This is a genomic window from Cupriavidus sp. 21MJTG02-4, from assembly GCF_057798975.1.
Genome location: NZ_JBYOJP010000002.1, coordinates 290,681 through 316,351, shown reverse-complemented (window position 1 = coordinate 316,351; position 25,671 = coordinate 290,681). Strand labels below are relative to the sequence as shown.

Annotated in this window: 21 protein-coding genes; 7 read left to right on the top strand and 14 right to left on the bottom strand. The window is 66.6% G+C overall.

Annotated features, from left to right (window positions below):
* The first annotated feature begins 120 nt into the window (after positions 1 to 120).
* The 5 genes from loiP to cls all read left to right on the top strand — a co-directional run bounded on the left by loiP (position 121) and on the right by cls (position 7,980).
* Positions 121 to 873, top strand: a complete 753-nt coding sequence (gene loiP / locus AC3FKH_RS04695; RefSeq protein ID WP_488673335.1) for a metalloprotease LoiP — start codon at positions 121 to 123, stop codon at positions 871 to 873.
* Positions 874 to 1,155: 282 nt separating this feature from the next.
* Positions 1,156 to 2,850 carry an aspartate-alanine antiporter gene (gene aspT / locus AC3FKH_RS04690; protein WP_488673334.1) on the top strand — a complete coding sequence of 565 codons (1,695 nt, stop codon included), beginning with the start codon at positions 1,156 to 1,158 and terminating at the stop codon, positions 2,848 to 2,850.
* A 109-nt stretch (positions 2,851 to 2,959) separates the two neighbouring features.
* Positions 2,960 to 4,645 (top strand): aspartate-alanine antiporter, encoded by a 1,686-nt coding sequence (aspT, locus tag AC3FKH_RS04685; RefSeq protein ID WP_488673332.1) that lies wholly within the window; start codon positions 2,960 to 2,962, stop codon positions 4,643 to 4,645.
* A gap of 103 nt (positions 4,646 to 4,748) precedes the next feature.
* Positions 4,749 to 6,374 (top strand): bifunctional aspartate transaminase/aspartate 4-decarboxylase, encoded by a 1,626-nt coding sequence (locus AC3FKH_RS04680; RefSeq protein WP_488673330.1) that lies wholly within the window; start codon positions 4,749 to 4,751, stop codon positions 6,372 to 6,374.
* A gap of 136 nt (positions 6,375 to 6,510) precedes the next feature.
* Entirely contained in the window at positions 6,511 to 7,980 is a 1,470-nt protein-coding gene (gene cls, locus AC3FKH_RS04675; protein ID WP_488673328.1) for a cardiolipin synthase, read from the top strand.
* 180 nt (positions 7,981 to 8,160) lie between these two features.
* On the opposite strand, the gene hutG is transcribed toward cls, so the two are convergent.
* The 11 genes from hutG to AC3FKH_RS04620 form a co-directional block, all read right to left on the bottom strand.
* A complete protein-coding gene (gene hutG / locus AC3FKH_RS04670) occupies positions 8,161 to 8,973 on the bottom strand; it encodes an N-formylglutamate deformylase (RefSeq protein ID WP_488673327.1) in 813 nt (270 codons plus the stop codon).
* A gap of 59 nt (positions 8,974 to 9,032) precedes the next feature.
* Entirely contained in the window at positions 9,033 to 10,439 is a 1,407-nt protein-coding gene (locus AC3FKH_RS04665) for a formimidoylglutamate deiminase (protein ID WP_488673325.1), read from the bottom strand.
* Between the two features lie 4 nt (positions 10,440 to 10,443).
* Entirely contained in the window at positions 10,444 to 11,715 is a 1,272-nt protein-coding gene (gene hutI / locus AC3FKH_RS04660) for an imidazolonepropionase (protein WP_488673323.1), read from the bottom strand.
* The gene (locus tag AC3FKH_RS04655; protein WP_488673321.1) at positions 11,712 to 12,305 is read right to left on the bottom strand and encodes a HutD/Ves family protein; all 594 of its coding nucleotides are present in this window, start codon (positions 12,303 to 12,305) and stop codon (positions 11,712 to 11,714) included. Before AC3FKH_RS04655 ends, hutI begins: the two co-directional genes overlap by 4 nt.
* Positions 12,302 to 14,002 (bottom strand): urocanate hydratase, encoded by a 1,701-nt coding sequence (hutU, locus tag AC3FKH_RS04650; protein WP_488673319.1) that lies wholly within the window; start codon positions 14,000 to 14,002, stop codon positions 12,302 to 12,304. The genes AC3FKH_RS04655 and hutU overlap by 4 nt, the downstream gene beginning before the upstream one ends.
* A 17-nt stretch (positions 14,003 to 14,019) precedes the next feature.
* Positions 14,020 to 15,600: a histidine ammonia-lyase gene (gene hutH, locus AC3FKH_RS04645; protein WP_488673317.1), complete on the bottom strand. Its 1,581-nt coding sequence runs from the start codon at positions 15,598 to 15,600 to the stop codon at positions 14,020 to 14,022.
* Between the two features lie 90 nt (positions 15,601 to 15,690).
* Positions 15,691 to 16,458 carry a histidine utilization transcriptional repressor HutC gene (gene hutC, locus AC3FKH_RS04640; RefSeq protein WP_483709110.1) on the bottom strand — a complete coding sequence of 256 codons (768 nt, stop codon included), beginning with the start codon at positions 16,456 to 16,458 and terminating at the stop codon, positions 15,691 to 15,693.
* 5 nt (positions 16,459 to 16,463) lie between these two features.
* A complete protein-coding gene (locus AC3FKH_RS04635) occupies positions 16,464 to 17,243 on the bottom strand; it encodes an ABC transporter ATP-binding protein (RefSeq protein ID WP_488673315.1) in 780 nt (259 codons plus the stop codon).
* Positions 17,243 to 18,097, bottom strand: coding sequence for an ABC transporter permease (locus AC3FKH_RS04630; protein ID WP_488673313.1), 855 nt, complete (start codon positions 18,095 to 18,097; stop codon positions 17,243 to 17,245). Before AC3FKH_RS04630 ends, AC3FKH_RS04635 begins: the two co-directional genes overlap by 1 nt.
* A 16-nt stretch (positions 18,098 to 18,113) precedes the next feature.
* Positions 18,114 to 19,091 (bottom strand): ABC transporter substrate-binding protein, encoded by a 978-nt coding sequence (locus AC3FKH_RS04625; RefSeq protein WP_488673311.1) that lies wholly within the window; start codon positions 19,089 to 19,091, stop codon positions 18,114 to 18,116.
* 311 nt (positions 19,092 to 19,402) lie between these two features.
* Positions 19,403 to 20,380: an NAD-dependent epimerase/dehydratase family protein gene (locus AC3FKH_RS04620; protein WP_488673309.1), complete on the bottom strand. Its 978-nt coding sequence runs from the start codon at positions 20,378 to 20,380 to the stop codon at positions 19,403 to 19,405.
* 9 nt (positions 20,381 to 20,389) lie between these two features.
* Between AC3FKH_RS04620 and AC3FKH_RS04615 the strand changes: the two genes are divergently transcribed.
* Both AC3FKH_RS04615 and AC3FKH_RS04610 read left to right on the top strand, forming a co-directional pair.
* Positions 20,390 to 21,454: a CDP-6-deoxy-delta-3,4-glucoseen reductase gene (locus tag AC3FKH_RS04615; RefSeq protein WP_488673307.1), complete on the top strand. Its 1,065-nt coding sequence runs from the start codon at positions 20,390 to 20,392 to the stop codon at positions 21,452 to 21,454.
* 281 nt (positions 21,455 to 21,735) lie between these two features.
* On the top strand, positions 21,736 to 22,923 hold the full coding sequence (locus AC3FKH_RS04610) for an acetylornithine transaminase (RefSeq protein WP_488673305.1): 1,188 nt from the start codon (positions 21,736 to 21,738) through the stop codon (positions 22,921 to 22,923).
* A gap of 63 nt (positions 22,924 to 22,986) precedes the next feature.
* On the opposite strand, the gene AC3FKH_RS04605 is transcribed toward AC3FKH_RS04610, so the two are convergent.
* Genes AC3FKH_RS04605 through AC3FKH_RS04595 form a run of 3 tightly spaced genes read right to left on the bottom strand, consistent with a single transcriptional unit; the run spans position 22,987 to position 25,666 of the window.
* Positions 22,987 to 23,703: an ABC transporter ATP-binding protein gene (locus tag AC3FKH_RS04605; RefSeq protein WP_488673304.1), complete on the bottom strand. Its 717-nt coding sequence runs from the start codon at positions 23,701 to 23,703 to the stop codon at positions 22,987 to 22,989.
* A 15-nt stretch (positions 23,704 to 23,718) separates the two neighbouring features.
* Positions 23,719 to 24,495, bottom strand: coding sequence for an ABC transporter ATP-binding protein (locus AC3FKH_RS04600; RefSeq protein ID WP_488673303.1), 777 nt, complete (start codon positions 24,493 to 24,495; stop codon positions 23,719 to 23,721).
* 13 nt (positions 24,496 to 24,508) lie between these two features.
* The gene (locus tag AC3FKH_RS04595) at positions 24,509 to 25,666 is read right to left on the bottom strand and encodes an ABC transporter permease subunit (RefSeq protein ID WP_488673301.1); all 1,158 of its coding nucleotides are present in this window, start codon (positions 25,664 to 25,666) and stop codon (positions 24,509 to 24,511) included.
* Positions 25,667 to 25,671 lie beyond the last annotated feature (5 nt).

The window sequence follows — 25,671 nt, the reverse complement described above, 5'->3', positions numbered from 1 at the left end:
AAAAACGCTCCACGTCACAGGACGCGCTCGCGCGCGTCCGTGTCGGACAAACTCCACTGGCGCATTCGCTCCCGGTTTCCCTATGCTATGCATTGGTCAATTCCGCCCTGGAGCCGAACCATGACGCGAATCGCGCGAGTTGCCGTCCCTGCCGTGGTCTGCGTGGCCTTGCAGGCCGGCTGCGCCAACATGAACATGGACAGCATGACGCAAGCCGGCGGCAGCCTGTTCTCGGCAGCCTCGCTGACCGACGCCAACGTCAAAACCTTGTCCGACCAGTCCTGCGCGGAAATGGACAAGAAAAACACCATTGCCGCGGCCGACAGCCCCTACACCAAACGCCTCGCCAACGTGATGAGCGGGCTGAGCAATACCGGCCTGCCGCTCGACGCCAAGGTGTACATCACCAAGGACGTGAATGCCTGGGCCATGGCCAACGGCTGCGTGCGCGTCTACAGCGGCCTGATGGACCTGATGAGCGACGACGAAGTCCGCGGCGTGGTGGGCCACGAGATCGGCCACGTCGCGCTGGGGCATACGAAGCACGCCATGCAGGTGGCGTACAGTACGTCGGCTGCGCGCGGGCTGCTCGGCTCGCTCGGCAGCCCGACACTGACCGCGCTGACCTCGTCGCAGATCGCGGACCTCGGCGAACAATTCGTCAATGCGCAGTTTTCGCAACGGCAGGAAAGCGCCGCCGATGATTATTCGTTCGACCTGCTCACGAAGAACGGTGCCAACCGGCAGGCGCTCGCCTCTGCCTTCCGCAAGCTGGCGGCACTCGATGGCGGGCAATCCAGCATGCTCAGCAGCCATCCGGGATCGCTGGAGCGCGCCAAGCATATCGACGCGCGATTGGCTGGCGGCAAATAGTCGCTGCGCTGCTCATCGTGGTGTCGCACCCAATCGGGTGAGGCACAACAGATCCGCCGCGTGCTGCCGCGCGACGGCCATTGACGGCCATTGACGGCCTTTAATTATTTAATTCACGGACAAAAGCTTTCAGTACGCCTGCTGCAAATCGACAGTGATAATCCATCACGCTGCATCCCCTGCGGATGCTGATGCGTTCGGGCCACATGGCCGCGTTTCCGGCGGCCATGCGCCACGCACCTCGCGCCTCGCCGCACGCCCCAAGGATATCGCTGCCGCGCCATGGAATTGCTTTCAGGCCTGCTTGCCTCGCAACCGGAAATTGCGCTGTTCCTCGCGCTTGCGGTCGGCCATGCCATTGGCGCGATCCGCTTCGGCCCGTTCCAGCTCGGCGGCATCTGCGGCACGCTGATCGCTGCGCTCGTGATCGGGCAAAGCGGCGCGCGCCTCGACGACGACGTCAAGAACGTTGCGTTCGCCGTATTTATCTTCGCGCTGGGCTTCACCGGCGGGCCACAGTTCTTTGCCAATGTAGGACGCGAATGGCGCATCGGGCTGCTTTCGCTCGTGGAAGCCTTCGTGCTGCTGGCGCTGCTGGCCATTGCGGTGCCGCTGCTCGCGCTGGACCAGGGCACGGCCGCAGGCCTGCTGGCCGGCGCCGCGACGGAATCAGCCGTAATCGGCACCGCGTCCGAAGCGATTTCCCGGCTGGACATCTCGCAAGAACAGATACGGGTGCTGCAAACCAATATCGTCACCGCGTACAGCGTGACCTACCTGTTCGGCCTGGTTTCCATCGTCCTGTTCACAAGCCAGCTCGCGCCGTGGCTGTTGCGCGTGAACCTGCGCGACTCCGCTGAAAAACTGTGGCACAAGCTCGGCGGCGAGAACGACATGGGCCAGGGCCAGAGCAGCGCGTTGCCGCTGCTGGTCGGACGCGTACTGCGCGTCGAAGACGTGGCCGGCAAGACCGTGCTCGATACCGAGAAGCTGGTCGCGCTGGGCGTAACGATCCGGCGTGTACGGCGCGACGGGAACACGTTCCGGCCGACCCCCGACGAGATCCTGCGCGGCGGTGATGCGGTGCTCGCCGTTGGCCGGCGCGATGCCATGGTGGCCTTCGCCGGACTGGTCGGCCCCGAATTGCCGGAAGAGCCCGGCATGGACGCCGTGCAAAGCGAGCACGACGTCCTGCTCACGCGGCGCGAGATCGTTGGCCTCACGCTGGCACGCCTGCGCCAGATGGCCGATGTCGGCATGGGGCGCGGCGTCTATATCCAGCGCATCGCGCGCATGCAGCACAGCGTTCCCGCCTTGCCCGAAACCGTGCTCGAGCGCGGCGACGTGCTGACCCTGGCGGGCCCGCAGGAGGCGGTGCAGCGCGTGGTGCCGGAACTCGGCTACACGGTCATGCCGACCATCAAGACCGACTTTGTGTTCCTCGGCATCGGCGTGCTGCTGGGCATGCTGATCGGTGGGCTCAGCGTCAAGCTGGGGCGCGCCGATCTCACGCTCGGCACCGGCGGCGGCTGCCTCGTGTCGGGCCTGATGTTCGGCTGGCTGCGCGCGCGCGTGCCGCTGTTCGGCTCGCTGCCCTCTTCCGCCGCCGAGATCCTGAAGGACTTCGGCCTGGCCACCTTCATTGCCGCGGTGGGCCTCTCCGCCGGCCCCGACGCTATCAAGCTCATCCGCGAATACGGCCTGATCCTGCCGCTGGCGGGCATCCTGGTCTCGGTGGTGCCGGCCGCGATCTCGCTGTTCATCGGTCATCGCTGGCTGAAGCTCGACACGCCCATCCTGCTCGGCGCCGTGGCCGGGCAGCACTGCAGCACGCCGACCCTCATGGCGCTGACCACGGCCGCGGGCAACGGCACCCCGGTGATCGGCTACACGATCACTTACGCGATTTCCAACGTTCTGCTGCCACTGCTGGGCCCCATCTCGGTGGCCGTGGCCGGCGCGCTGGCAACACATTGAAAGACGCGGCACGAAAGCGGCCGCGCGAGAGCACTGTCCCTGCAAGACCCCGGCAGCACCCTGTCGAAAACGTCGTCTCAACTCGCATTGATCGCTTCAGGAGGGCACCATGGATTGGTTGCACACCATCTTCCAGAAATCGCCGGAGTCAGCGCTATTCCTGTCGCTGGCCGTCGGCTATGCCATCGGCAAGATCACCTTCGGGCGCTTCCAGCTCGGCGGCGTGGCCGGCTCACTGCTTGCCGCAGTGGTGATCAGCCAGTTCGGCGTCCAGATCGACAATGGCGTCAAGGCCGTGATGTTCGCGGTGTTCATCTATGCCGTGGGCTACGAAAGCGGCCCGCAGTTCTTCAACTCGCTGAACCGCAGCTCGCTGCGCGAGATCGCCATGGCGGTCTTCATGGCGGTATGTGGCCTGGTGACCGTGGTGGTGCTGGCGAAGATCTTTGATCTCGACAAGGGCATCGCGGCCGGACTCGCCGCGGGCGGCATGACCCAGTCGGCCATCATCGGTACGGCGGGCGATGCCATCACCAAGCTCGGCCTGCCGGCGGACGAGGTGAAGCGGCTGCAGGCCAACGTCGCGATCGGCTATGCCGTGACCTATGTGTTCGGCTCGCTCGGGGCCATCATCGTCTGCGTGAACATCCTGCCGCGCTTCATGAAGGCCGACCTCAAGACGGATGCCAAGAAGATGGAAGCGCAGCTGCATGGCGGCCTGCCTCAGTTCGGCCCGGGCCAGCGCGGCGCGCTGTCGCGACTGACGGGTCGCCTGTTCCGCGTGAATGGTGCGGCCGGCAAGACCGTGTCGCAGGTCGAGATCAGCGGCGAGGATCTGGTCACGGTCGAGAAGATCCAGCGCGGCGGCAAGCTGATCGAGGTCAAGCAGGACGTGGTGCTGAAAGACGGCGACCTGGTCCTGCTGGTCGGTCGCCGCGACGCGATGGTGCCGACCGCCGTGCACATCGGCGAGGAAGTCGCGGATGCGGAAGGCATGGGCATCGTCATGCAGACGCGCAAGGTGGTCTTCACTGCCAAGGGCATGAACAACAAGACCGTGGCGGAGATTGTCGAGATGGTCGGACGCGACATGCGCCACGGCGTCTACATCGAGCATATCGAGCGCTATGACAACCCGCTTCCGCTGCTGCCGGAACTGAAGCTGCAGCACGGTGACATCATCACGCTCTATGGCACGCCGGCCGATACCAAGCGGGCGGCGCAGATGGCCGGCTACGAGCTGGTGCCGAGCGAGAAGACCGACTTCGTCTACTTCGGTGCCGGCGTGCTGGTGGGCCTGCTGATCGGCCTGCTGGTATGGCGCGTCGGCTCGATCCCGCTCACGCTCGGCGCCGGCGGCGGCGCACTGCTGTCCGGCCTGGTGTTCGGCTGGGCCCGGTCCAAGCACAAGATGTTCGGCGCCATGCCCACGGCGGCCTGCCAGCTGCTCAAGGATTTCGGGCTGGCCGCGTTCGTCGCCATCGTCGGCATCAACTCCGGCCTGCAGGCTGCCACCACGCTGAAGCAACAGGGGCTGACCATCTTCATCCTCGGTGCCGTGGTCACGCTGCTGCCGCTGTTCCTGACCATGTTCTTCGGCCGCTACGTGCTCAAGTACGACAACGCCGCGCTGCTCGCCGGTGCACTGTCCGGCTCGCGCAGCGCCAACCCCGCCTTCGGCGGCATCCTCGACAAGGCGGAGAGCCCGGTGCCGACCGTGCCCTTCGCCATTACCTATGCCATCGCCAACGTGCTGCTGACGCTGCTCGGACCGCTGGTAGTGGGCCTCGTATAGCGGGCCCGTTGTTGCATCGTCATCGTCCATCCTGCTGCGCGGGCCAACCCTGCCCTGCGGCCCGCCAGCGCCAACCCGACAAGCGTCTTTACAGGAGCAAGTCATGAGCAAACCGGATATCTCCAAGCTGGCCAGCCTCTCGCCGTTTGAACTGAAGGATGAACTGATCAAGCTTGCCAGCAGCGACGCCGACCGCCTGATGCTGAACGCGGGCCGAGGCAACCCGAACTTCCTCGCCACCGTGCCGCGTCATGCCTTCTGGCAGCTCGGCCTGTTCGCCATGCGCGAGTCCGAGCGTTCGTTCTCATACATGCCCGAGGGCGTGGGCGGCTTCCCGCGGCGCGAAGGCATCGAAGAACGCTTCGACCTGTTCGCGCGCGAATTCGCCGATGTGCCCGGCGTGTCGTTCCTGGCGGGTGCCGTGTCCTATGTGCGCGACCAGCTCGGCCTGAATGCCGGCGCCTTCCTCTACGAGATGTGCGAAGGCATCCTGGCCTGCAGCTACCCCGTGCCGGATCGCATGCTGAAGCTGTCCGAAGTCATCGTCGGCCAGTACATCCGCAAGGAGATGATCGGCAATCATCCGTTCATCGGCGACTTCGACCTGTTCGCCGTCGAAGGCGGTACCGCGGCCATGACGTACCTGTTCAACTCGATTCGCGAGAACCACCTGCTCAAGCCCGGCGACACGATCGCGCTGGGCATGCCGATCTTCACGCCGTATATCGAGATCCCCGAGCTGAACGACTACAAGCTGCTCGAGCTGTCCATCGACGCCGACCCCGGCAGCAACTGGCAGTATTCGAACAAGGAGCTCGACAAGCTGCGCGACCCCAAGGTCAAGGCCTTCTTCCTCGTCAACCCGAGCAACCCGCCTTCGGTGCGCATGAGCGATGAAAGCCTGGAGTACCTGGCTTCGATCATCGAGGAACGTCCGGACCTGATCATCCTGACCGACGATGTGTATGGCACGTTCGCCGACAACTTCGTGTCGCTGTTCGCGATGTGCCCGAAGAACACCATCCTGGTGTACTCGTTCTCGAAGTACTTCGGCGCGACCGGCTGGCGGCTCGGCGTGATCGCCACGCATCGCGACAATATCTTCGACGAGAAGATCGCCAAACTCCCCGAAGCCGCGCGCAAGGAATTGCACGAGCGTTATACGTCGATCACGACGGAGCCGGACAAGCTCAAGTTCATCGACCGCCTGGTGGCCGACAGCCGCACGGTGGCGCTGAACCACACGGCGGGCCTGTCGACGCCGCAGCAGGTGCAGATGGTGTTGTTCTCGCTGTTCTCGCTGATGGACACGCCGGACAACTACAAGACCGCGATGAAGCGCCTGATCCGCAACCGCAAGGCGGCGCTGTACCGCGAGATCGGCATCGCGCCGGAGGCGGACGATCCGAACGCCGTGGACTACTACACGCTGCTCGATATCGAAGCACTGGGCGGCAAGGCGCTGGGGCCGGACTTCGTCAAATGGGTGCTGGCATCGGTGGAGCCCAACGAACTGCTGTTCCGCCTGGCCGAGGATTCCGGCGTGGTGCTGCTGCCGGGCCGCGGCTTCGGTACGCGCCACCCGTCGGGCCGCGTGTCGCTGGCCAACCTGAACGAATCTGACTACACCAAGATCGGCCGCTCGATCCGCAAGCTGTTCGAGGAGTATGTGGAGAAATACAACGCGGCCACCGGCAACAAGGCCAACAAGAACGTGGTGAAGAAGTAAGCGCAGCACTGGCCGGCACCGCGAGGTGTCGGCCCCGGTTGCCCGCCGCGTTTGCCCACGTATGGCCGCGGGCAGCCGGCTCTGGTATGGTCTGGGCGATTTCCGTCGCCCTCCGCCGCCATACCCGAGCCCTGGCATGCTGCTTCCGTCGTTCCTGTCTTCGCTGCCCGACCCCGCGCTGTGGTCGGACCCGCTGTTCACGCTGACCGAGTGGGCGATCCGCCTGACCATGCTGGTCTATGTACCGCAGCGCCGCGCCCCGGCAGCCGCGCGTACATGGCTGCTGCTGGTGTTCTTCCTGCCCTGGGTTGGCCTGCTGCTCTATGCGCTGTTCGGGCGCATCTACTATCCGAAATCACGCAGCCTGAAGCTGGCCCGCATCAACCGCGGCATCGAGCAGTTGCGCGAGCGCATCAGCCACGAGTTGCCGGAAGGTCCGCTGCCCGACGGGGTGTGCCAGACCGGGGCCTGCCTGATCGAGCGCGTCGGCTCGTTCGCGCCGATGCGCGGCAACACGGTCACGCTGATGGACCGCTATAACGATGTCGTGGCGGCAATGGTGGCCGATATCGATGCCGCGGTGCAGTCGGTGCACATCCTCATGTACATCTACGCCGCTGACGCCACCGGCCGCACGATCACCGACGCCGTGCTGCGCGCTGCGCGCCGCGGCGTGCGTTGCAGCGTGCTGCTCGACGCGCTGGGCGCGCGTGGCGGCCTGAAGGCCTTCACCGACGTATTGCGGCATGCCGGCGTGCAGGTGGTGCCGGTGCTGCCGATGGGCTCGCTGTCCGCGGTGCTCAAGGGCAAGAGTGCGCGCTTCGACCTGCGCAACCACCGCAAGATCGTGGTGCTCGATGGCCGCGTCGGCTATATCGGCTCGCAGAACATCGTCGATGCGGAGTCGATGCCGGGCCTGCCCAACGAGGAACTGGTGGCGCGCGTCACGGGGCCGGCCGTGTCGCAGTTGCAGGCCGTGTTCCTGGCGGACCGCTACCTCGAAACCGGCGACAAGGACCTTGGTGCGGCGGATTTCCCGCCGCTGGCGCCGGAAGGCCCGAGCATCGCGCAGATGCTGCCGAGCGGACCCGGCTACGGTACGCAGAACGCGCAGATGGTGCTGGTCTCGATGATCCACAACGCCATGCGCCGCGTGGTCATCACCACGCCGTACTTCGTGCCCGATGAAGCGTTCCTGCAGGCGCTGCACGTGGCGTGCTACCGCGGCGTGGAAGTCCACCTGGTGCTGTCGCAGCGCATCGACCAGCGCTTCACGCAGGCCGCGCAGGAAGCCTATTTCGGCGTGCTGCTGGAGTCGGGCGTGAAGATTCACCTGTACCGGCCGGCATTCCTTCATGCCAAGCATGTGACCATCGACGACACCGTGGCCATGGTCGGATCGACCAATATGGATATCCGCTCGTTCGCGCTCAATGCCGAGGCGGCGCTGGTGATCTATGACCGCGAGGTGGTGGAAAAGATGGTGCGGATCCAGCAGCGCTATCTGGCGGACAGCGAGACGGTGGTGCGGGAAAAATGGGCTCGGCGGCCGTTGCGGACGCGGACGTGGCAGAACCTTTGCAGGTTGGCGGATTCGTTGTTGTAAGGGTATTGGCCACGGCGAGCGCCGCCCCCCCCCCGGGGGGGGGGGGGGGGGGGGCGCCGGCGGGGGGGGGGGGGTTTGGGCCCCCGGGCGGGCCGGCCCCCCCCCCGGGCCCCTCCCCCGCTGGGGGTGGGGGGCCCGGGGGGGAGGGCCAGCGTATCCACCAGCGCCGGACTACGCCGTTCAACGCCCTTCCACAAACCCCAGCACCGCCACCAGCATCTGCTTCAGCGACGGCTGCAGCGCCGAGGCCTTCGCTTCGTCATACGCGAACGGATACGACTCGCTCATGTAGGCCGATTGCGCCAGTTCAAGCTGCACGGCGTGCACGCCATCACGCGGCTGCCCGTAGTTGCGCGTGATATAGCCACCCTTGAAGCGTCCGTTCAGCACGGCGGTATGGCCGGGCACGTCCTGCGCGATCTCCAGCAGTTCGTCCGCCAGCGCCTGGTCGCAACTGTCGCCGTTGGCCGTGCCCAGGTTGAAGTCCGGCAGCTTGCCGTCAAAGAAGCGCGGCAGCACCGAGCGGATCGAATGCGCGTCCCACAGCGCCACGGTGCCGTGCTGCTGGCGCAGGCGCGCCAGCTCTTCGGCCAGCGCGGTGTGGTACGGCCGCCATACAGCATCGCGGCGCATGCCGATCTCGGCTTCGTCCGGGCCCACGCCACTGACGTACAGCGGCGTCTTGTCGAAGGTGTCGACCGGGCACAGGCCGGTGGTGTCCTGGCCGGGATACAGGTTGGCGTTATCGGGCGGACGGTTCAGGTCCACCACATAGCGCGAATGCGTGGCCGCCAGCACCGAGGCGCCGAGTTCGCGCGCGAAGTCGTAGAGGCGTTCCAGGTGCCAGTCGGTATCGGGCACGGTGCGCGCTTCGGCGGTCAGCCGCTGTGACACGGTGGCGGGCAAATGGGTGCCGACGTGCGGCATCGATACCAGCAGCGGGCGGGTGCCGCGATGCAGGGTAAAGGCGGGGGTATCGGTAGAAAAGGACATGGTCTCTGTAATGCTGGGCAGCGCGCCGCCCCAACGTGACAGGGCGGCGGCTGCCGGTTTCAGTCGCCCAGCAGGCTCGCGCGCGCGGCCACGAACAGCTGGCCGGCTTCCGCCTGCAGCGGATGCGCGCCATGCTGCACGCGGCAACGGCCGGCCGTGCGGACCTCCGCTAGTGTCTCATGGCCGTGGTTGGCAAAGACGTGCGTGGCGAGCGACTGCGCGCCATCGAGCCCCGCCAGCGCCGGATGCGCACCGTCGAGCACCACGAAATCCGCCTGCTGGCCGGCCGCCAGTCCCGCCACCGCACGCCCCGCGGCGCGCGCGCCGCCGGTCACGGCTTCCAGGTACAAGCGGTCCGCGACCTGCAGGTGCGATTCCGACGCCAGCACATTGCGCTGCTGCAGCGCCAGCCGCTGGCCGTATTCGAACATGCGCAGCTCCTCCGCCACGCTGACGCTCGCATGGCTGTCGGAGCCGATGCCCCACGCGCCGTGCTGCGCCATGTAGGGCGCCGCCTCGAACACGCCATCGCCAAGGTTGGCCTCGGTGGTCGGGCAGATGCCGGCCACGGCGCCGCTGTGCGCGAGCCGCCGGCGCTCATCCCAGTCCATATGGGTCGCATGCACCAGGCACCAGCGTGCGTCGACCTCGGCATGGTCGAGCAGCCATTCGACCGGACGGATGCCGGCCCAGGCGATACAGTCGTCCACCTCGCGCTGTTGCTCGGCGATGTGGATGTGCACCGGAGCGGTCGGATCGATCGCATGCAGGCCGGCCAGCGCGTGCGTCAAGCTCTGCGGCGGCACCGCGCGCAGCGAATGCGGGGCCAGCCCAAGACGGGCACCGTGCTCGTTGCAGGCCGGCGAGAGCCGTTCAAGCAGCTTCAGCATGGCATCGGTGTCATGCAGGAAGCGGCGCTGCTCGGCCAGCGGCGGCTTGTTGCCGAAGCCAGCGGTCTGGTACAGCACGGGCAACAGCGTCATGCCGATGCCGGCGCGCTGGGCCGCGCGCAGCAGGCGCAGCGACATCTCGGCCGCGTCCGCATAGGGCTTGCCATCGATGTCGCGGTGCACGTAGTGGAACTCGCACACGCTGGTGTAGCCCGCGCGCAGCATCTCGATGTAGAGCTGCGTGGCGATGGCCTCGAGCGTGTCTGGCGACAGGCGCAGCGCAAAGCGGTACATCTGCGTGCGCCAGCTCCAGAACGAGTCGGCACCGGCGGGGTCCCCGCCCTGCGCCACGCTGCGGTACTCGGTCAGGCCGGCAAAGCCGCGTTGGAACGCGTGCGAATGCAGGTTCGGCATGCCGGGCAATACCGGACCAGCCGCGCGCGGCACGCCGGCCGCGGCGGATGCGCCCGCCTGTACCGAGGTCAGGCGGCCATCGGCGTCCCATGCCAGCAGCACGTCGCGAGCCCAGCCGGTGGGCAGCAATGCATGGGGTGCAAAAATGCGTGATTCGCTCATGCTCTCATGCCCTCCCGCCATGTTGCGACGGCCCCGGATGGATGCGTCCCTGACGCACCACGGCAGCAGCCGGATTGCGGCCGAACCAGTAGGCCAGCTCCGCCGGGGAATCGACGCGCCAGAGCACGAAGTCCGCGGCACGTCCCGTTGCGAGCAAGCCATGCCGGTCGGCTGCGCCGAGTGCGCGCGCCGCGTGCGTGGTCACGCCGGCCAGCGCCTCGGGCACGGTCAGCCGGAACAGCGTGCAGGCCATGTTCATCATGAGCAGGAGCGATGTCACCGGTGAGGTCCCGGGATTGTGGTCGGTGGAGATCGCCATGGGCACGCCATGGCGGCGCAGCAGCGCGATCGGCGGCAGGTTCGTGTCGCGCAGGAAATAGTAGGCGCCCGGCAGCAGCACCGCCACCGTGCCCGCGGCCGCCATGGCCGCCACGCCGGCTTCGTCCAGATGCTCCAGATGGTCCGCCGACAGTGCGCGATGGCGCGCGGCCAGCGCGGCGCCACCGAGGTTGCTCAATTGCTCCGCGTGCAGCTTGACCGGCAGGCCATGGCGGGCGGCGGCTTCAAACACGCGCTCGGTCTGCGCCAGCGAGAAGCCGACCGATTCACAGAAGGCGTCGACGGCATCGACCAGTCCTTCTTCGGCGAGCGCCGGCAGCATGGTGTTGCAGACCAGGTCGATGTAATCGTCGGCACGCCCCGCATACTCCGGCGGCAGCGCATGCGCGCCAAGGAAGGTCGTGTGCACCGACACGCCGAAGGCTTTGCCGAGCCGGCGCGCGACGCGCAGTTGCCGGCGCTCGGCCTCCAGTTCCAGGCCATAGCCGGACTTGATCTCGATGGCCGTTACGCCTTCGGCCAGCAGCGGCGCCAGGCGCGCAGCAGCCTGCGCGAACAGCGTGTCTTCATCCGCGGCACGCGTGGCACGCACCGACGACACGATGCCGCCGCCCGCGCGTGCGATCTCCTCATAGCTGGCGCCTGCCAGCCGCATGGCGAATTCATCGGCACGCTGGCCGCCGTAGACCAGATGCGTATGGCAATCGACCAGGCCCGGCGTGATCCATGCCCCGTCCGCATCGTGACGGGGCAGGCCGCGATAGTCGGCGGGCAGTTCGGCCTCCGGCCCGAGCCACGCGATGCGGCCCTGCTCGACCACCAGCGCGCCGTCGCGCACGGCGCGGTCCGGGTCGGCATCGGGCAGCAGGTGACAGTGGTGCCAGACGCCGTCGGCGGACCGGGCTTCGGGCAGGCCCGCAGCAAGAGACGCGGTCATTGGCCGACCTCCGTTTGCAGCGTGATGCACAGGCACAGCGAATCGTCTTCGAGCGGCGCGAGCGCATGGAATGCCGCGGTGACGCCAGTGGGATACCAGACCCCCTCGTTGGCGCGCAGCGGCTCCATCAGGCTCGCGCCGGGATCGCGCCAGGCGCCCCGGAGCACGAACAGCGCCACGGCGTCCTCGCCCGAGTTGAACGAGAAGCCATGCCGCATGGCGTGGACTTGCGCGCGGCACACGCCGCGGCGCGACATCACGTTGAAGTCGCGCGTGGTGCCAGCGACGAGCGTGGCATCCACGGCCACGTCGCCCGGAAACGCGAACGGTTCGCCGACGGTATCGAGGCGATGATCGAAGCTGCCGTCCGCGGCGCGCAAACGCACGCCGGCGCCATCGAGCAGCACGATCTGCCGGTCGATGCCCGCGAAGGCCGAGAACGGGCCGTCCGCCGAGATGTCGGCGACGCTGATGCGCCACGCAAAGTCATCGAGTCCCGCATCGGGTGGCCACACGGCGACTTCGCGCGTGGTACCGCCGCCGTTCTTCCACGGCGTGGGGGAAAGGGTGTCGAGCGCGAAGCGGGTCATGCGCGGTCCACCATCGGCAGGTTGAGGCCCTTCTCGCGCGCGCAGTCGATGGCGAGGTCATAGCCGGCATCGGCATGGCGCATCACGCCAGTGGCCGGGTCGTTCCACAGCACGCGCTCGATGCGCTTCGCCGCGGCATCGGTGCCGTCGCAGACGATCACGACACCCGAATGCTGCGAGAAGCCCATGCCGACGCCGCCGCCATGATGCAGGCTGACCCACGTGGCGCCGCCCGCGGTGTTCAGCAGCGCGTTGAGCAGTGGCCAGTCGGACACGGCATCGGAGCCGTCGCGCATGGCTTCGGTCTCGCGGTTGGGCGAGGCCACGGAGCCGCAATCGAGGTGGTCGCGGCCGATCACGATCGGCGCTTTCAGCTCGCCCGACTTCACCATCTCGTTGAACGCCAGGCCGGCGCGGTGGCGCTCGTCCAGCCCCACCCAGCAGATCCGTGCGGGCAGGCCCTGGAACGCGATGCGGTCATGTGCCATGTCGAGCCAGCGGTGCAGGGCCTTGTCCTCGGGGAACAACTCCTTCATCTTGGCATCGGTCTTGTAGATATCCTCGGGGTCGCCGGACAGCGCGACCCAGCGGAACGGCCCCTTGCCGCGGCAGAACAGCGGACGGATATAGGCCGGCACGAAGCCCGGGAAGTCGAACGCATTCTTCACGCCCTCGTCGAATGCGACCTGGCGGATGTTGTTGCCGTAGTCCACGGTAGGCACGCCCATCTGCTGGAAGGCGAGCATCGCCTGCACATGCTTGACGATCGACGGGCGCGCGGCCGACTCCACCGACTTCGGATCGTGCTGGCGCGCCTGCTCCCATTGTTCGACAGTCCAGCCTTGCGGCAGGTAGCCGTTGACGAGGTCATGCGCGGAGGTCTGGTCGGTGACGATATCAGGACGCATGCCGCCCGCCTGTGCGCGCTTGACGAGTTCCGGCACGATGTCGGCGGCATTGCCGAGCAGGCCCACCGAGATCGCTTCTTTCTTCTGCGTGGCCTCGGCGATCATCGCCAGCGCTTCGTCGAGCGTGGTGGCCTTCTTGTCGAGATAGCGCGTGCGCAGGCGGAAGTCGATGCGCGATTCCTGGCACTCGATCGCCAGCACGCACGCGCCGGCCAGCACGCCGGCCAGCGGCTGCGCGCCGCCCATGCCGCCCAGGCCCGCGGTCAGGATCCATTTGCCCGACAGGTCGCCGTTGTAGTGCTGGCGGCCCGCTTCGACGAAGGTCTCGTAGGTGCCCTGCACGATGCCCTGTGTGCCGATGTAGATCCACGAGCCCGCGGTCATCTGGCCGTACATCATCAGGCCGGCGCGGTCGAGTTCGTTGAACTTGTCCCAGTTGGCCCAGTGCGGCACCAGGTTGGAGTTGGCGATCAGCACGCGCGGCGCGTCCGGGTGCGTGCGGAACACGCCGACCGGCTTGCCCGACTGCACCAGCAGCGACTCGTCCTCGCCCAGGCGGCGCAGGCTGTCGAGGATGGCGTCGAAGCATTCCCAGTTGCGCGCGGCCTTGCCGATGCCGCCGTAGACCACCAGGTCCTGCGGGCGCTCGGCCACGTCCGGATCCAGGTTGTTCTGGATCATGCGGTAGGCCGCTTCGATCAGCCAGTTCTTGCAATGCAGCTGCGTGCCGTGCGGCGCTCGGATCTCGCGCTGGCCACGCTGGAGGAATTGGGATTCGTGGGCGTTCATGAGGTCTCTCTCCTTGCTCAGGCGCTCTTGGTGTTGGTCGGCAGGATGTCGCGAACCGCTGCCGGCCACCCCGCGCCCGCATCGCCCTGCACCACCCACTGCTTCATCGCTTCGATATCCGGTGCCAGGTAACGATCCGCTTCCACGAACGCCACGCGCGCGCGGATGCGGGCCAGTTCGCTTTCGATCAGCGGCGACGACTTCAGCGGCCGATGGAATTCGATGCCCTGCGCGGCAGCCATCGCCTCGATGCCAACCACCACCGCGGTATTGGCCGCCATGTCGCCCAACCGGCGCGCGCCGTAGGTGGCCATCGACACATGATCCTCCTGATTGGCCGACGTCGGCAGGCTGTCCACGCTCGACGGATGCGCCAGCGACTTGTTCTCCGATGCCAGCGCCGCTGCCGTCACCTGCGCGATCATGAAGCCCGAGTTCAGGCCGCCATCGCGCACGAGGAACGGCGGCAGGCCGGACAAGCCCGTATCCAGCAGCAGCGCCAGGCGGCGCTCGGAGATCGCGCCGATCTCGGCGATCGCCAGCGCGATGATGTCTGCGGCGAACGCCACCGGCTCGGCGTGGAAGTTGCCGCCGGAAATCACGTCGCCCTGCGCGGAGAAGACCAGCGGGTTGTCCGAGGCGGCATTCGCTTCGATCCGCAGGATGCGCGCGGCGTGCTGCAGGTTGTCGAGGCAGGCGCCCATCACCTGCGGCTGGCAGCGGATCGAGTACGGGTCCTGCACGCGGCCACAGGCCTTGTGCGAATCGACGATCTCGCTGCCGTCCAGCATCGCGCGCGCCGCGCCGGCCACGGCGATCTGGCCGGCCTGGCCGCGCGCTTCATGGATGCGTGCGTCGAACGGCTTGACCGAGCCCTTGATCGCTTCCAGCGACAGCGCACCGGCCACGAGGCCGGCCGCGAAGGCATCTTCGGCGGCGAACAAACCCGCCAGCGCCAGCGCGGTCGATACCTGCGTGCCATTGAGCAGCGCCAGGCCTTCCTTCGGACCCAGTTCGAAAACGGACAGACCGGCAACCGCCAGCCCTTCGGCGGCCGGCACGCGGCGGCCATCGACAATGACATCGCCGACGCCGATCAGCGTGCACGACATGTGGGCCAGCGGCGCGAGGTCGCCCGAAGCGCCTACGGAACCCTTGCCCGGGATGCACGGCGTCACGCCGTGGTTGGCCAGCGCCAGCAGCGCTTCGATGAGCTCGGGACGCACGCCCGAATGGCCGCGCGCCAGGCTCACCGCCTTGATGGCGAGGATCAGGCGCACCGTGTCCTCGGCAAGGTCCGGGCCCGTGCCGACGCTGTGCGACAGCACCAGGTTGCGTTGCAACGTAGCCAGCTTGTCATGGGGGATGCGCGTCTGCGCAAGCTTGCCGAAGCCGGTATTGATGCCATAGACCACGGCGTCGGCATCGATGATGTCCTGCACGGTGGCCTGCGCGGCACGCACGCCGGCCCAGGCCGAGTCGGCCATTGCCACGCGCACTTCGCCGCGATAGATTCGGCGCAGATCGGCCAGGGTGACCTGGCCCGGATGCAGGGTCAGCAGCGGGCGGGAGGCGTGTACGGTTTGGCTGGCGGTCATGAGTCGATCCTGTCTTGTATGTTCCTGTCTATACAGCTTAGAACAAAATTGGGTTGGGTTGATTGGCTTCTGTCGGAAATCAGTGCGAAATCAGCCGAAGGCGGGATTGCCGTCGGCGCGGAAGCGGCTGCCGAGGCGGTAGCGGTTGCCCGGGTGCAGGCAACGCACGAAGGTCACCGGCACGCCGTTGGTCCAGGTGCGCCGGGTCAGCATCAGGCAAGGTTGTGTCGGCGGCATTTCGAGTTGCGCGGCCTGGTCGGGCGTCGCGGAAATGGCGTCGACCACATGCTCGACCTGGTCATAAGGCACATTGCGCAGCAGGTATTCGCCGGGCTTGATGCCGGTGAAATCCTGGCTGATGAAGTCCGGTGCCACGCGCGGGTTGACGTATCGGTCTTCCAGCTGCACCGGCACGCCGTCCTCGCGATGCACGCAGACGGAATGGAACACCGATTCGCCGGTGCGCAACTCCAGCGCCGCGGCCACTTCGATCGATGCGGCCACGCGTTCGACCAGGATCACGTCGCAGGCGTAGTCATGCCCGCGCATGCGGATCTCATCCTGCAGGTTGACCACGCTGAGCAGCGTGGACTGCGGCTTGTGCTCGGCCACGAAGGTGCCCACGCCGGCCACGCGCACCACCCTGCCCTGCTCGGACAGTTCGCGCAGCGCGCGGTTGACGGTCATGCGCGATACGCCGAAGCGGGTCACCAGTTCCTGCTCCGATGGCACCCGGTCGCCCGGCTGCCACGCGCCGCTCTGGATCTGGCGCGCGATGTACTCCTTCACCTGCTGGTAAAGCGCGGTGGGAGAGTTCGTAGCGGAGTTGGCTGGCCCCTGGCCGACGGCGTGGTTCATGGTGTTCAGTGCTCGGCCGCGGCCATGGCCTCGGCGCGGATCTCCTCGGTCAGCCGCGCCTTGAGCGCGGAAAACTCCGGCGACGTCTTGATCGTGTAATGGCGCGGATGCGGAAAATCGACCGCGATCTCGCTCTTGATCCGACCCGGCCTGGCGGAAAACACCGCCACCCGGTTGGCCATGAAGATGGCCTCGTCGATATCGTGGGTCACGAATAATACCGTCTTGCGCGAAGCTTCCCAGATGCCGAGCAGCAATTCCTGCATCAGGACGCGGGTCTGGTTGTCGAGCGCGCCGAAGGGCTCGTCGAGCAGCAGGATCTTGGGATCATTGGCCAGCGCGCGTGCAATCGCGGTGCGCTGCTGCATGCCGCCCGAGAGCTGCTTCGGGTAGTGATGCTCGAAGCCGCGCAAGCCCACGCGCTGGATGAAGAAGCCGCTGCGCTCGCGCTGTTCGGCCTCGCTCATGCCGCGCTCGCGCAGGCCGAAGCGCACGTTCTGATCGATCGTCAGCCACGGGAACAGCGTATAGGACTGGAACACCATGCCGCGGTCGGCGCCCGGCCCGCTGACCGGCTGGCCGTCAAGCAGCACGGTGCCGCTCGTGGGCGTGTCGAGACCGGCCACGATGCGCAGCAGCGTGGACTTGCCGCAGCCCGACGGGCCCAGGATGGTGACGAAGTCGTTGTCGCGCACCTCGAAATCGACCGGCAGCAGCGCCTGGGTCTGGCCGCCGCGCGGGTTGGTGAAGGTGCGCGAGACCTGCTGGATGGACAGTGCGCTCATCAGATCGAACTCCACGGGAACAGGCGCTGGTTGGCCTGCTTGAAGACGAGGTCCGACACCAGCCCGATGCAGCCGATGACGATGATGCCGAAGATGATCTGCCCGGTATTCAGCAGCGCCTGGCTGTCGGTAATCATGTGGCCGATGCCCGACGAAGAACCGATCAGCTCGGCGACGATCACGTAGGTCCAGGCCCAGCCCAGCACCAGCCGCAGGATCTCCGCGATCTCCGGCGCCGCGCCCGGGATCAGAACGCGCTTGACGATGCCGCGACTATTGGCGCCCAGCGTATAGGCGGCTTCCACCAGGTCCTTGCGCGCGCCGCCCACGGCGATCGCCACCATCAGCACGATCTGGAAGAACGAGCCGATGAAGATCACCAGCAGCTTCTGCGTCTCGCCGATGCCGGCCCACAGGATCAGCAGCGGAATGAAGGCCGAGGCCGGCAGGTAGCGGCAGAACGAGACGAACGGCTCGAAGAACGCCTCGGCGGCCTTGTACGCGCCCATCAGGATGCCCAGCGGCACCGCCAGCACCGCCGCCAGCACGAAGCCGCCGAGCACGCGCCATACGGTCATGCCGATATCGCCGATGAAGTTGTACTCGGCGAACAGTGTCATGCCTTCGCGCGCCATCGTCAGCGGATCGGCCAGGAAGGTGCGCGGCACGAAACCGCCCAGCGTGACCACAGCCCATACCGCGAAGAACAGCACGAAGAACAACAGGCCCAGCACCCAGCGTGCGTGCGGCGACACCGGCACCAGCGGCGACAGCCACGGATGCCGGCGGCGCGCCGGTGCCGCCTTCGCCGCCATGGCGACCGGCGCCGGGGAACTCACTTGAACTTGCGCCATGACATCGGCCCCTTGCTCACTTGAGGAAGCGTGCGTCGTACAGCGCGGTGACGTCCGGCACCTGGCGGATCACGCCGATGTCGAGCAGCACGCCGGCGGCTTCCTTGCTGAAGCTGGCCAGCTCGCCCGAGAAGAACTTGCGGTTGGCCTCGCGGTCCTGCCAGCGCAGATAGGCCGACGATTTCGCGAACTGCTCGCCGGTCTGCTTGACCGCGGCGCCCATGATCTCGTTGGACTTCCCGGGCTCCTTCTGGATCATCTCGATCGCTTCGAAGTAGCTGTCGACCAGCGCCTGCGCGGCCTTGGGATTGTCCTTGAGCCATTTGGGCGCGCAGCCAAGCGTGTCCGTCACCATCGGATAGTCGAGCGTGGTGGCCAGGATCTTGCCCTTGTCCGGGTTCTGGCGAACGGTGGACAGGTAGGGTTCGTAGGTCATGGCGCCGTCGTTCTGGCCGGCCACGAAGGCCTGCGCGGCCGCCTGCGGCGACAGCGTGGTGGTCTTCACGTCCTTGAGCGTCATGCCGTTCTTCTTGAGCATCCACGCCAGGCCGAAGTACGGCGCGGTACCGGGCGCGTCCACGCCGATAGTCTTGCCCTTCAGGTCGGCAAAGCCCTTGACGTCGCCGCGCACGGCGAGACCATCGGCACCGTAGGATTTGTCGAGCTGCACGATCTGCGTGATCGGCACGCCGTTGGCGTTCCAGGCGACGTGCGTTTCCACGGTGGTGGCCGCGCACTGGATCGCGCCGGAGGCCAGCGCGAGATGGCGGTCCTTCTGCGGAATCATCTTGATGTCCACGTCGACGCCATGCTTCTTGAAGATTCCTGCCTTGTCGGCCAGCGTCAGCGGCGCGAAGCCGGTCCAGCCGCTCATGCCGAGCGTGACCTGCGTGGTCTGAGCGTGGGCCGCCCCGGCCATGGCGACAGCTGCCATCAGCGACGCCCGGGCCACGCGCATGGCGGCCTGACCTGCAATCCGGCTCTGAATCCTCATCGGTAAGCTCCTTTGGTTTGTCCGTCAGCGGCGGCGCCATGCTTGTGGCACTGCTCGTGTCCGGGGGATTTTACAATCCTGTATATACAAGTCAACGTAGTAGTTGCCCGAGGCATGCCATGCATCAGGCATCGATTTGCGCACTTCCGTGGCGAGCTGCGGCACAAAGTGCGCGACGAAGCAGCCTTGGGCAATCGCAGCCGATGCACGGTCGCGGGGCAAAAAGGCCAGTTGCTGTATAGACAGGAAAGATGCGGCCGATGGAACCGCAAGCGCCGTGCCTGAAACGGCACGGCGCGGACTCTTGCGACTCAGGCGTCGAAGAAAGACGAGACGGTCGGATAGCGCAGCCGCAGGCGCAGTTCGCGCTTCAGGCGCCGGTTATCGAGGCGGCGCGATTCGCTCATGAAGCTGAGCAGCGTGGGATCGATCACTTCACGCGCCTGCTGGCGTGTAATGCGCGGCGGCCGTGGCAGGCCACGGCGGTCGGCCACCAGGTCGAAATAGTCCGCCATGCGCAGCTCGGTGTCGTCGCTCGCATGCACCACGCGCTGCGGCCGTCCGCGGAACAGTGCCGCCACCATGGTCCGTGCGAGATCGTCGGCGTGGATGTGGCTGGTGTAGACGTCGTCCTGGGGTGCCAGCGCCGGCGTGCCGCGCTTCAGGCGCGCCAGCGGCAGGCGATCCTCGGCATAGATGCCCGGAATGCGCACGATGCTCGTGCGCCAGTTCCCGGCACGGCCGAACTCGCGCACGGTGCGCTCGGCCGCTACGCGGCGACGCGCCCGCGCAGTCTGCGGGCGAACGCGCGCGAATTCGGCCACCCGGGCGCCGGCCCGGTCGCCATAAACCCCCGATGTGCTGGCATAGACGAAGGCCGGACGGGCCCTGCGGCGCTCGGGTAGAATGACGGGCTCGCCGGCGTGCGCCCGGGCGCGGCGCCAGGCGGTACGGCGCAGGGTGGCGAGCAAGGCGCGCGTGCGGGGATCGCCCTCACCCGATCCGGGTGGCGGCGCCAGGTCCAGCACGCGATCCGCCAGGCCGCGCAGGCGTGCCAGCGTGGCAGGCCGGTCCAGGTCCGCAACCAGCGGCACCGCGCCGGCGGCACGCAGTTCGGCCCGGCGCGCCGGCTGCGACGTCACGGCAAAGACACGCATGCGCGCCGACAGGATTCGCAGGCAGCGCGTCCCCACATCCCCGCACCCGACGATCAGCAGGCGCGGGCGGCCCAGGCGAACGGCAGGGCCTGGACGGCGCGATGGCTGCAGCTTCTTAAGAATTTCGCTCATAGATCGATTATGGCTTATCAAGTCACCGTAATGCCCAGCGGCCACAAGTTCGAAGTGGCTGCCGATGAAACCATCCTGGGCGCGGCCCTGCGCCACAGCATCGGCCTGCCCTACGGCTGCAAGAACGGCGCATGCGGCTCGTGCAAGGGCCGCGTGCTGGAAGGCACGATCGTACAGGGCGACCACGCCCCCGCCGCGCTGACCGACCAGGAAAAGACCGAGGGCCGCGCGCTGTTCTGCTGCGCCAACGCCAGCTCGGACATCACCATCGAAAGCCGCGAGGTCCACGGCGCGGGCGACATCCCCATCAAGAAGGTGCCGTGCCGCGTCGCCTCGCTGGAACGCCTGGCCGACGACGTCATCGCCATCAAGCTGCAACTGCCCGCCACCGAGCGCATGCAGTACCTGGCTGGCCAGTACGTCGAGTTCCTGCTGCGCGACGGCAAGCGCCGCAGCTATTCGATCGCCACGCCGCCGCATGAGGACGGCCCGATCGAACTGCATATCCGCCACATGCCCGGCGGCGCGTTCACCGACTACGTGTTCGGTGCCAAGGAAGGCGCGCCGGCCATGAAGGAGCGCGACATCCTGCGTTTCGAAGGCCCGCTGGGCAGCTTCTTCCTGCGTGAAGAGTCCGAAGCGCCGATCGTCCTGCTGGCTTCGGGCACGGGCTTCGCGCCGATCAAGGCCATCGTCGAGCACGCCGCCTACACCGGCATCACGCGCCCGATGACGCTGTACTGGGGCGGCCGCCGGCCGAAGGACCTGTACATGCACGCGCTGTGCGAGCAGTGGGCGCGCGACCTGCCCAACTTCCAGTACGTGCCGGTCATCTCCGATGCGCTGCCGGAGGACAACTGGAGCGGGCGCACCGGCTTCGTCCACCAGGCCGTGATCGCGGACCACCCGGACCTGTCCGGCCACGAGGTCTACGCCTGCGGCGCCCCGGTGATGATCAACGCCGCCCGCACCGATTTCACGAAGCAGTGCAAGCTGCACGAAGACGCGTTCTTCGCGGACTCGTTCACGTCCGAGGCCGACATGCACCCGGCCGGCTCGGCCCCGGCGGCCTGACCCCCCGCCCGACTGCCGTTCCGTCAGCGCAACAATGCCCGGGTCCGCCAAAATTCGTTTTGACACCCGGGCCCATGCGCCTTATATTTGCCCGCATGCACATGACCTTCAACCGACGCCGCAGCTTCCGTACGTCGCTCCCCGCTGGGGTGCCGCGCGGCTGACCGTCGACTGCGTCTGTTCATGTCAACGAGCCACGGGCAACCCCCGTGGCTTTTTGTTTTTCCGCGTTTTTTCCCGCTTGTCCGTCCATCGTTCAAAGCCGACCCCTGGAGTCCGCCATGGCATTTGCTGAGTATCCCGTTCAATCCCTGATGTACATCACCAACCGCCCCGAACTCGTCTTCACCGAGGGCAAGGGCTCCTGGCTGACGGACCACAACGGCAAGCGATACCTGGACTTTGTGCAAGGCTGGGCAGTGAACTGCCTTGGCCATTCCAACCAGGGCATGGTCGATGCCGTGGTCGCGCAGGCGGCCAAGCTGATCAACCCGAGCCCGGCGTTCTACAACGAGCCGATGATCAGGCTGGCGAAGCAACTGACCGACAACAGCTGCTTCGACAAGGTCTTCTTCGCCAACAGCGGCGCCGAAGCCAACGAAGGCGCGATCAAGCTCGCGCGCAAATGGGGCCGCAAGCACAAGAACGGCGCGTTCGAGATCATCACCATGGACCACAGCTTCCATGGCCGCACGCTCGCCACCATGAGCGCATCGGGCAAGGCCGGCTGGGACACCATCTTCGCGCCGCAGGTTTCGGGTTTCCCGAAGGCCGACCTGAACGACCTGGCGTCGGTGGAAAAGCTCATCAACGACAAGACTGTCGGCATCATGCTGGAGCCGGTGCAGGGCGAAGGCGGCGTGATCCCCGCCACGCGCGAGTTCATGCAAGGCCTGCGCGCGCTGGCCGACAAGCACAAGCTGCTGCTGATCGTCGACGAGGTGCAGACCGGTTGCGGCCGCTGCGGCACGCTCTTCGCCTACGAGCTGTCGGGCGTCGAGCCGGACATCATGACGCTGGGCAAGGGTATCGGCGGCGGCGTGCCGCTGTCGGCGCTGCTGTGCAAGGCCGAAGTCGCCAGTTTCGAAGCCGGCGACCAGGGCGGCACCTATAACGGCAACCCGCTGATGACGGCCGTGGGCAGCTCGGTGATCGAACAGCTGACCGCGCCCGGCTTCCTGGATGAGGTCAACGCCAAGGGCGAGTACCTGAAGGAACAGCTGCTGGCGCTGTGCAACGAATTCGGCCTGGAAGGCGAACGTGGCGAAGGCCTGCTGCGCGCGCTGCAGCTCGGCAAGGACATCGGCCCGCAACTGGTCGAGGAAGCCCGCGACATGGGACCGGAAGGCATGCTGCTGAACGCGCCGCGCGCCAACCTGCTGCGCTTCATGCCGGCACTGAACGTGACGCGCGAAGAGATCGACCAGATGATCGGCATGTTGCGCACGCTGCTGAAGAAGCTGGCCTGATCGCATTGCGCTTCAAAACAAGAAGCCCCGCTTTCGCGGGGCTTCTTGTTGTTGCGGAGCGCTTTACTCGCCCAGGTACGCTGCCCGCACCTTCGGGTCGTCCAGCATCTGCTTGGCCTCGCCGCTCATCGTGATCAGGCCCGACTCCATCACGTAGCCACGGTGCGCGGCCTGCAGCGCCAGGCGCGCGTTCTGCTCGACCAGCAGCACGGTCACGCCCTGTGCCGAGACGTCGCGCACGACTTCGAAGATCTTCTCGACCATGATCGGCGACAGACCCATCGACGGCTCGTCGAGCAGCAGCACCTTGGGCTGGCTCATCAGCGCGCGAGCCATCGCCAGCATCTGCTGCTCGCCGCCCGACATGGTGCCCGCCAGCTGGTTGGCCCGCTCCTTCAGGCGCGGGAAGATGCCGAACATGCGATCGACATCGTCCTTGATCTTGCTGTCGTCGTTGCGGGTGTAGGCGCCCATCTGCAGGTTCTCGGTGATGGTCATGCGCGCGAACACGCCGCGCCCTTCCGGCACCATCGCCAGGCCCCGCTTGAGCAGCGCGTAGCTGGGCACGCCCTTGATGGACTTGCCCATGTACTCCACATCGCCGCCGGCCCAGCCCTGCAGGCCGGTGATGGCCTTCATGGTGGTGGTCTTGCCGGCGCCGTTGGCGCCGATCAGCGTCACCAGTTCGCCATCGTTGATTTCGAGGTCGATGCCCTTGACGGCCTGGATGCCGCCGTAGGCAACCTTCAGGCCGGAGATCTTCAGTACTGTCTGTTTCATTGCTGTCCTCCCGCCTCAGTGCGCCGACGAACCCAGGTAAGCCTCGATCACCGCCGGGTTGCTCTGTACTTCATGCGGCAGCCCTTGCGCGATCACCTTGCCGTAGTCCAGCACGGTCAGGCGGTTGCACAAACCCATCACCAGCTTTACGTCGTGCTCGATCAGCAGGATGGTCTTGCCATCACCCTTGATCTTCTCGAGCAGGCCGCGCAGCTCCACTTTCTCGGTCGCGTTCATGCCGGCTGCCGGTTCGTCCAGCGCCAGCAGCTTGGGCTCCGTCGCCAGCGCGCGGGCGATTTCGAGCCGGCGCTGGTGGCCGTACGACAGGTTGCGCGAGGTGAAGTTGGCGTACTTGCCGATGCCGACATAGTCGAGCAGGTCATGCGCCAGGTCCTCGATGCCCTCTTCCTCGCGGCGCACCGCCGGCGGACGGAAGATCGCACCGAACAGGCCGGCCTTGGAACGCACGTGGCGTCCGACCATCACGTTCTCGAGCGCGGTCATGTCGCCGAACAGGCGGATGTTCTGGAACGTACGGGCGATGCCGGCCTTGGCCACCTCATGCACGGCGGTCGGCTGGTAGGGCTTGCCGCCCAGCACGAATTCGCCGGAATCGGGCGTGTAGAGGCCCGTGATGACGTTGAAGAACGTGGTCTTGCCGGCGCCATTGGGGCCGATCAGGCCGTAGATTTCGCCCGGCTTGATCTCCAGGCCAACCTCGGACAGCGCCTGCAGGCCGCCGAAACGCTTGTTCACCCCCTGTACCGACAGGAGGAAATTGTTATTGCTCATGTTGTCCTCCTGGTCAGAAACGGCCCACGCTGCCCGCGCGGCGTGCGACGGGGCGATCTTCCTTGCGCGGCGACGGCCAGATGCCCGCCGGGCGATACAGCATGACACCGACCAGGGCCAGGCCGAACAGCAGCTGGCGCAGGACTTCCGCATCGACGATCACGTGGCCGAAGATGCCGGTCTGGATTGGCTCCGCCACCACGCGCAGCAGTTCCTGGAAGCCGACCAGCAGGATGCCGCCCAGGATCACGCCCGGGATATGGCCCATGCCGCCCAGCACCACGATGGCCAGCACGTAGATCGATTCCCACAGCGTGAACGATTCCGGCGACACGAAGCCCTGGAACGCGCCGAACACCGCACCCGAGGCGCCGCCGAACGACGCGCCCATGGCGAAGGCCAGCAGCTTGATGTTGCGGGTGTTGATGCCCATCGCCTTGGCGGCGATCTCGTCTTCGCGAATGGCGACGAACGCACGGCCTATGCGCGAGTTCTGCAAGCGGATACAGACGAACACGATCACGATCACCAGCGCGACCAGCAGGTAGTAGTACATGAACACCGGCGAGAACTTCAGCCCGAAGATATCGTGCGTCTTCGAAAAGTCGAAGCCGAAGATATGGACCGGATCCACCGCGGTGATCCCCTTCGGCCCGTTGGTGATGTTCAACGGGCGATCGAGGTTGTTCATGAAGATGCGGATGATCTCGCCGAAGCCCAGTGTCACGATAGCCAGGTAGTCACCGCGCAGCTTGAGGGTCGGCGCGCCCAGCAGCACGCCGAAGGTGGCGGCTACCAGGATCGCCAGCGGCAATACCCACCACATCGACAGATGCAGCCCATGGGGGAACAACTGGTGGATCCACTCGAACTGGTTGGCCAGGTGCGGCGAGCCGAGCAGCGCCATCATGTAGGCGCCGACCGCGTAGAACGCGATGTAGCCCAGGTCGAGCAGGCCGGCGAAGCCCACCACGATGTTCAGGCCCAGCGCCAGCATGATGTACAGCAGCGCGAAGTCGAGCACGCGTACCCAGTAGTTGCCGCCCAGGGTCTGGACGAAGAACGGGGCGCACAGGGCGATCACCAGGAAGCCGACCAGCGCGGCCAGGGTTTTCGCAGGAACTTTGGACGGCGCGGCGACGGCGGCCGTGGATGGAATCGGAGTATTCATGGATT

Coding starts and splice junctions, on each gene's coding strand:
- AC3FKH_RS04680 (WP_488673330.1), top strand. CDS start 4,749: ATGAGCAAACCGGATATCTCCAAGCTGGCCAGCCTCTCGCCGTTTGAA.
- AC3FKH_RS04625 (WP_488673311.1), bottom strand. CDS start 19,091: ATGAGGATTCAGAGCCGGATTGCAGGTCAGGCCGCCATGCGCGTGGCC.
- AC3FKH_RS04630 (WP_488673313.1), bottom strand. CDS start 18,097: ATGGCGCAAGTTCAAGTGAGTTCCCCGGCGCCGGTCGCCATGGCGGCG.
- hutC (WP_483709110.1), bottom strand. CDS start 16,458: ATGAACCACGCCGTCGGCCAGGGGCCAGCCAACTCCGCTACGAACTCT.
- aspT (WP_488673334.1), top strand. CDS start 1,156: ATGGAATTGCTTTCAGGCCTGCTTGCCTCGCAACCGGAAATTGCGCTG.
- loiP (WP_488673335.1), top strand. CDS start 121: ATGACGCGAATCGCGCGAGTTGCCGTCCCTGCCGTGGTCTGCGTGGCC.
- AC3FKH_RS04600 (WP_488673303.1), bottom strand. CDS start 24,495: ATGAGCAATAACAATTTCCTCCTGTCGGTACAGGGGGTGAACAAGCGT.
- AC3FKH_RS04595 (WP_488673301.1), bottom strand. CDS start 25,666: ATGAATACTCCGATTCCATCCACGGCCGCCGTCGCCGCGCCGTCCAAA.
- AC3FKH_RS04655 (WP_488673321.1), bottom strand. CDS start 12,305: ATGACCCGCTTCGCGCTCGACACCCTTTCCCCCACGCCGTGGAAGAAC.
- cls (WP_488673328.1), top strand. CDS start 6,511: ATGCTGCTTCCGTCGTTCCTGTCTTCGCTGCCCGACCCCGCGCTGTGG.
- hutU (WP_488673319.1), bottom strand. CDS start 14,002: ATGAACGCCCACGAATCCCAATTCCTCCAGCGTGGCCAGCGCGAGATC.
- AC3FKH_RS04615 (WP_488673307.1), top strand. CDS start 20,390: ATGGCTTATCAAGTCACCGTAATGCCCAGCGGCCACAAGTTCGAAGTG.
- aspT (WP_488673332.1), top strand. CDS start 2,960: ATGGATTGGTTGCACACCATCTTCCAGAAATCGCCGGAGTCAGCGCTA.
- AC3FKH_RS04635 (WP_488673315.1), bottom strand. CDS start 17,243: ATGAGCGCACTGTCCATCCAGCAGGTCTCGCGCACCTTCACCAACCCG.
- AC3FKH_RS04620 (WP_488673309.1), bottom strand. CDS start 20,380: ATGAGCGAAATTCTTAAGAAGCTGCAGCCATCGCGCCGTCCAGGCCCT.
- AC3FKH_RS04605 (WP_488673304.1), bottom strand. CDS start 23,703: ATGAAACAGACAGTACTGAAGATCTCCGGCCTGAAGGTTGCCTACGGC.
- hutI (WP_488673323.1), bottom strand. CDS start 11,715: ATGACCGCGTCTCTTGCTGCGGGCCTGCCCGAAGCCCGGTCCGCCGAC.
- AC3FKH_RS04665 (WP_488673325.1), bottom strand. CDS start 10,439: ATGAGCGAATCACGCATTTTTGCACCCCATGCATTGCTGCCCACCGGC.
- hutH (WP_488673317.1), bottom strand. CDS start 15,600: ATGACCGCCAGCCAAACCGTACACGCCTCCCGCCCGCTGCTGACCCTG.
- AC3FKH_RS04610 (WP_488673305.1), top strand. CDS start 21,736: ATGGCATTTGCTGAGTATCCCGTTCAATCCCTGATGTACATCACCAAC.
- hutG (WP_488673327.1), bottom strand. CDS start 8,973: ATGTCCTTTTCTACCGATACCCCCGCCTTTACCCTGCATCGCGGCACC.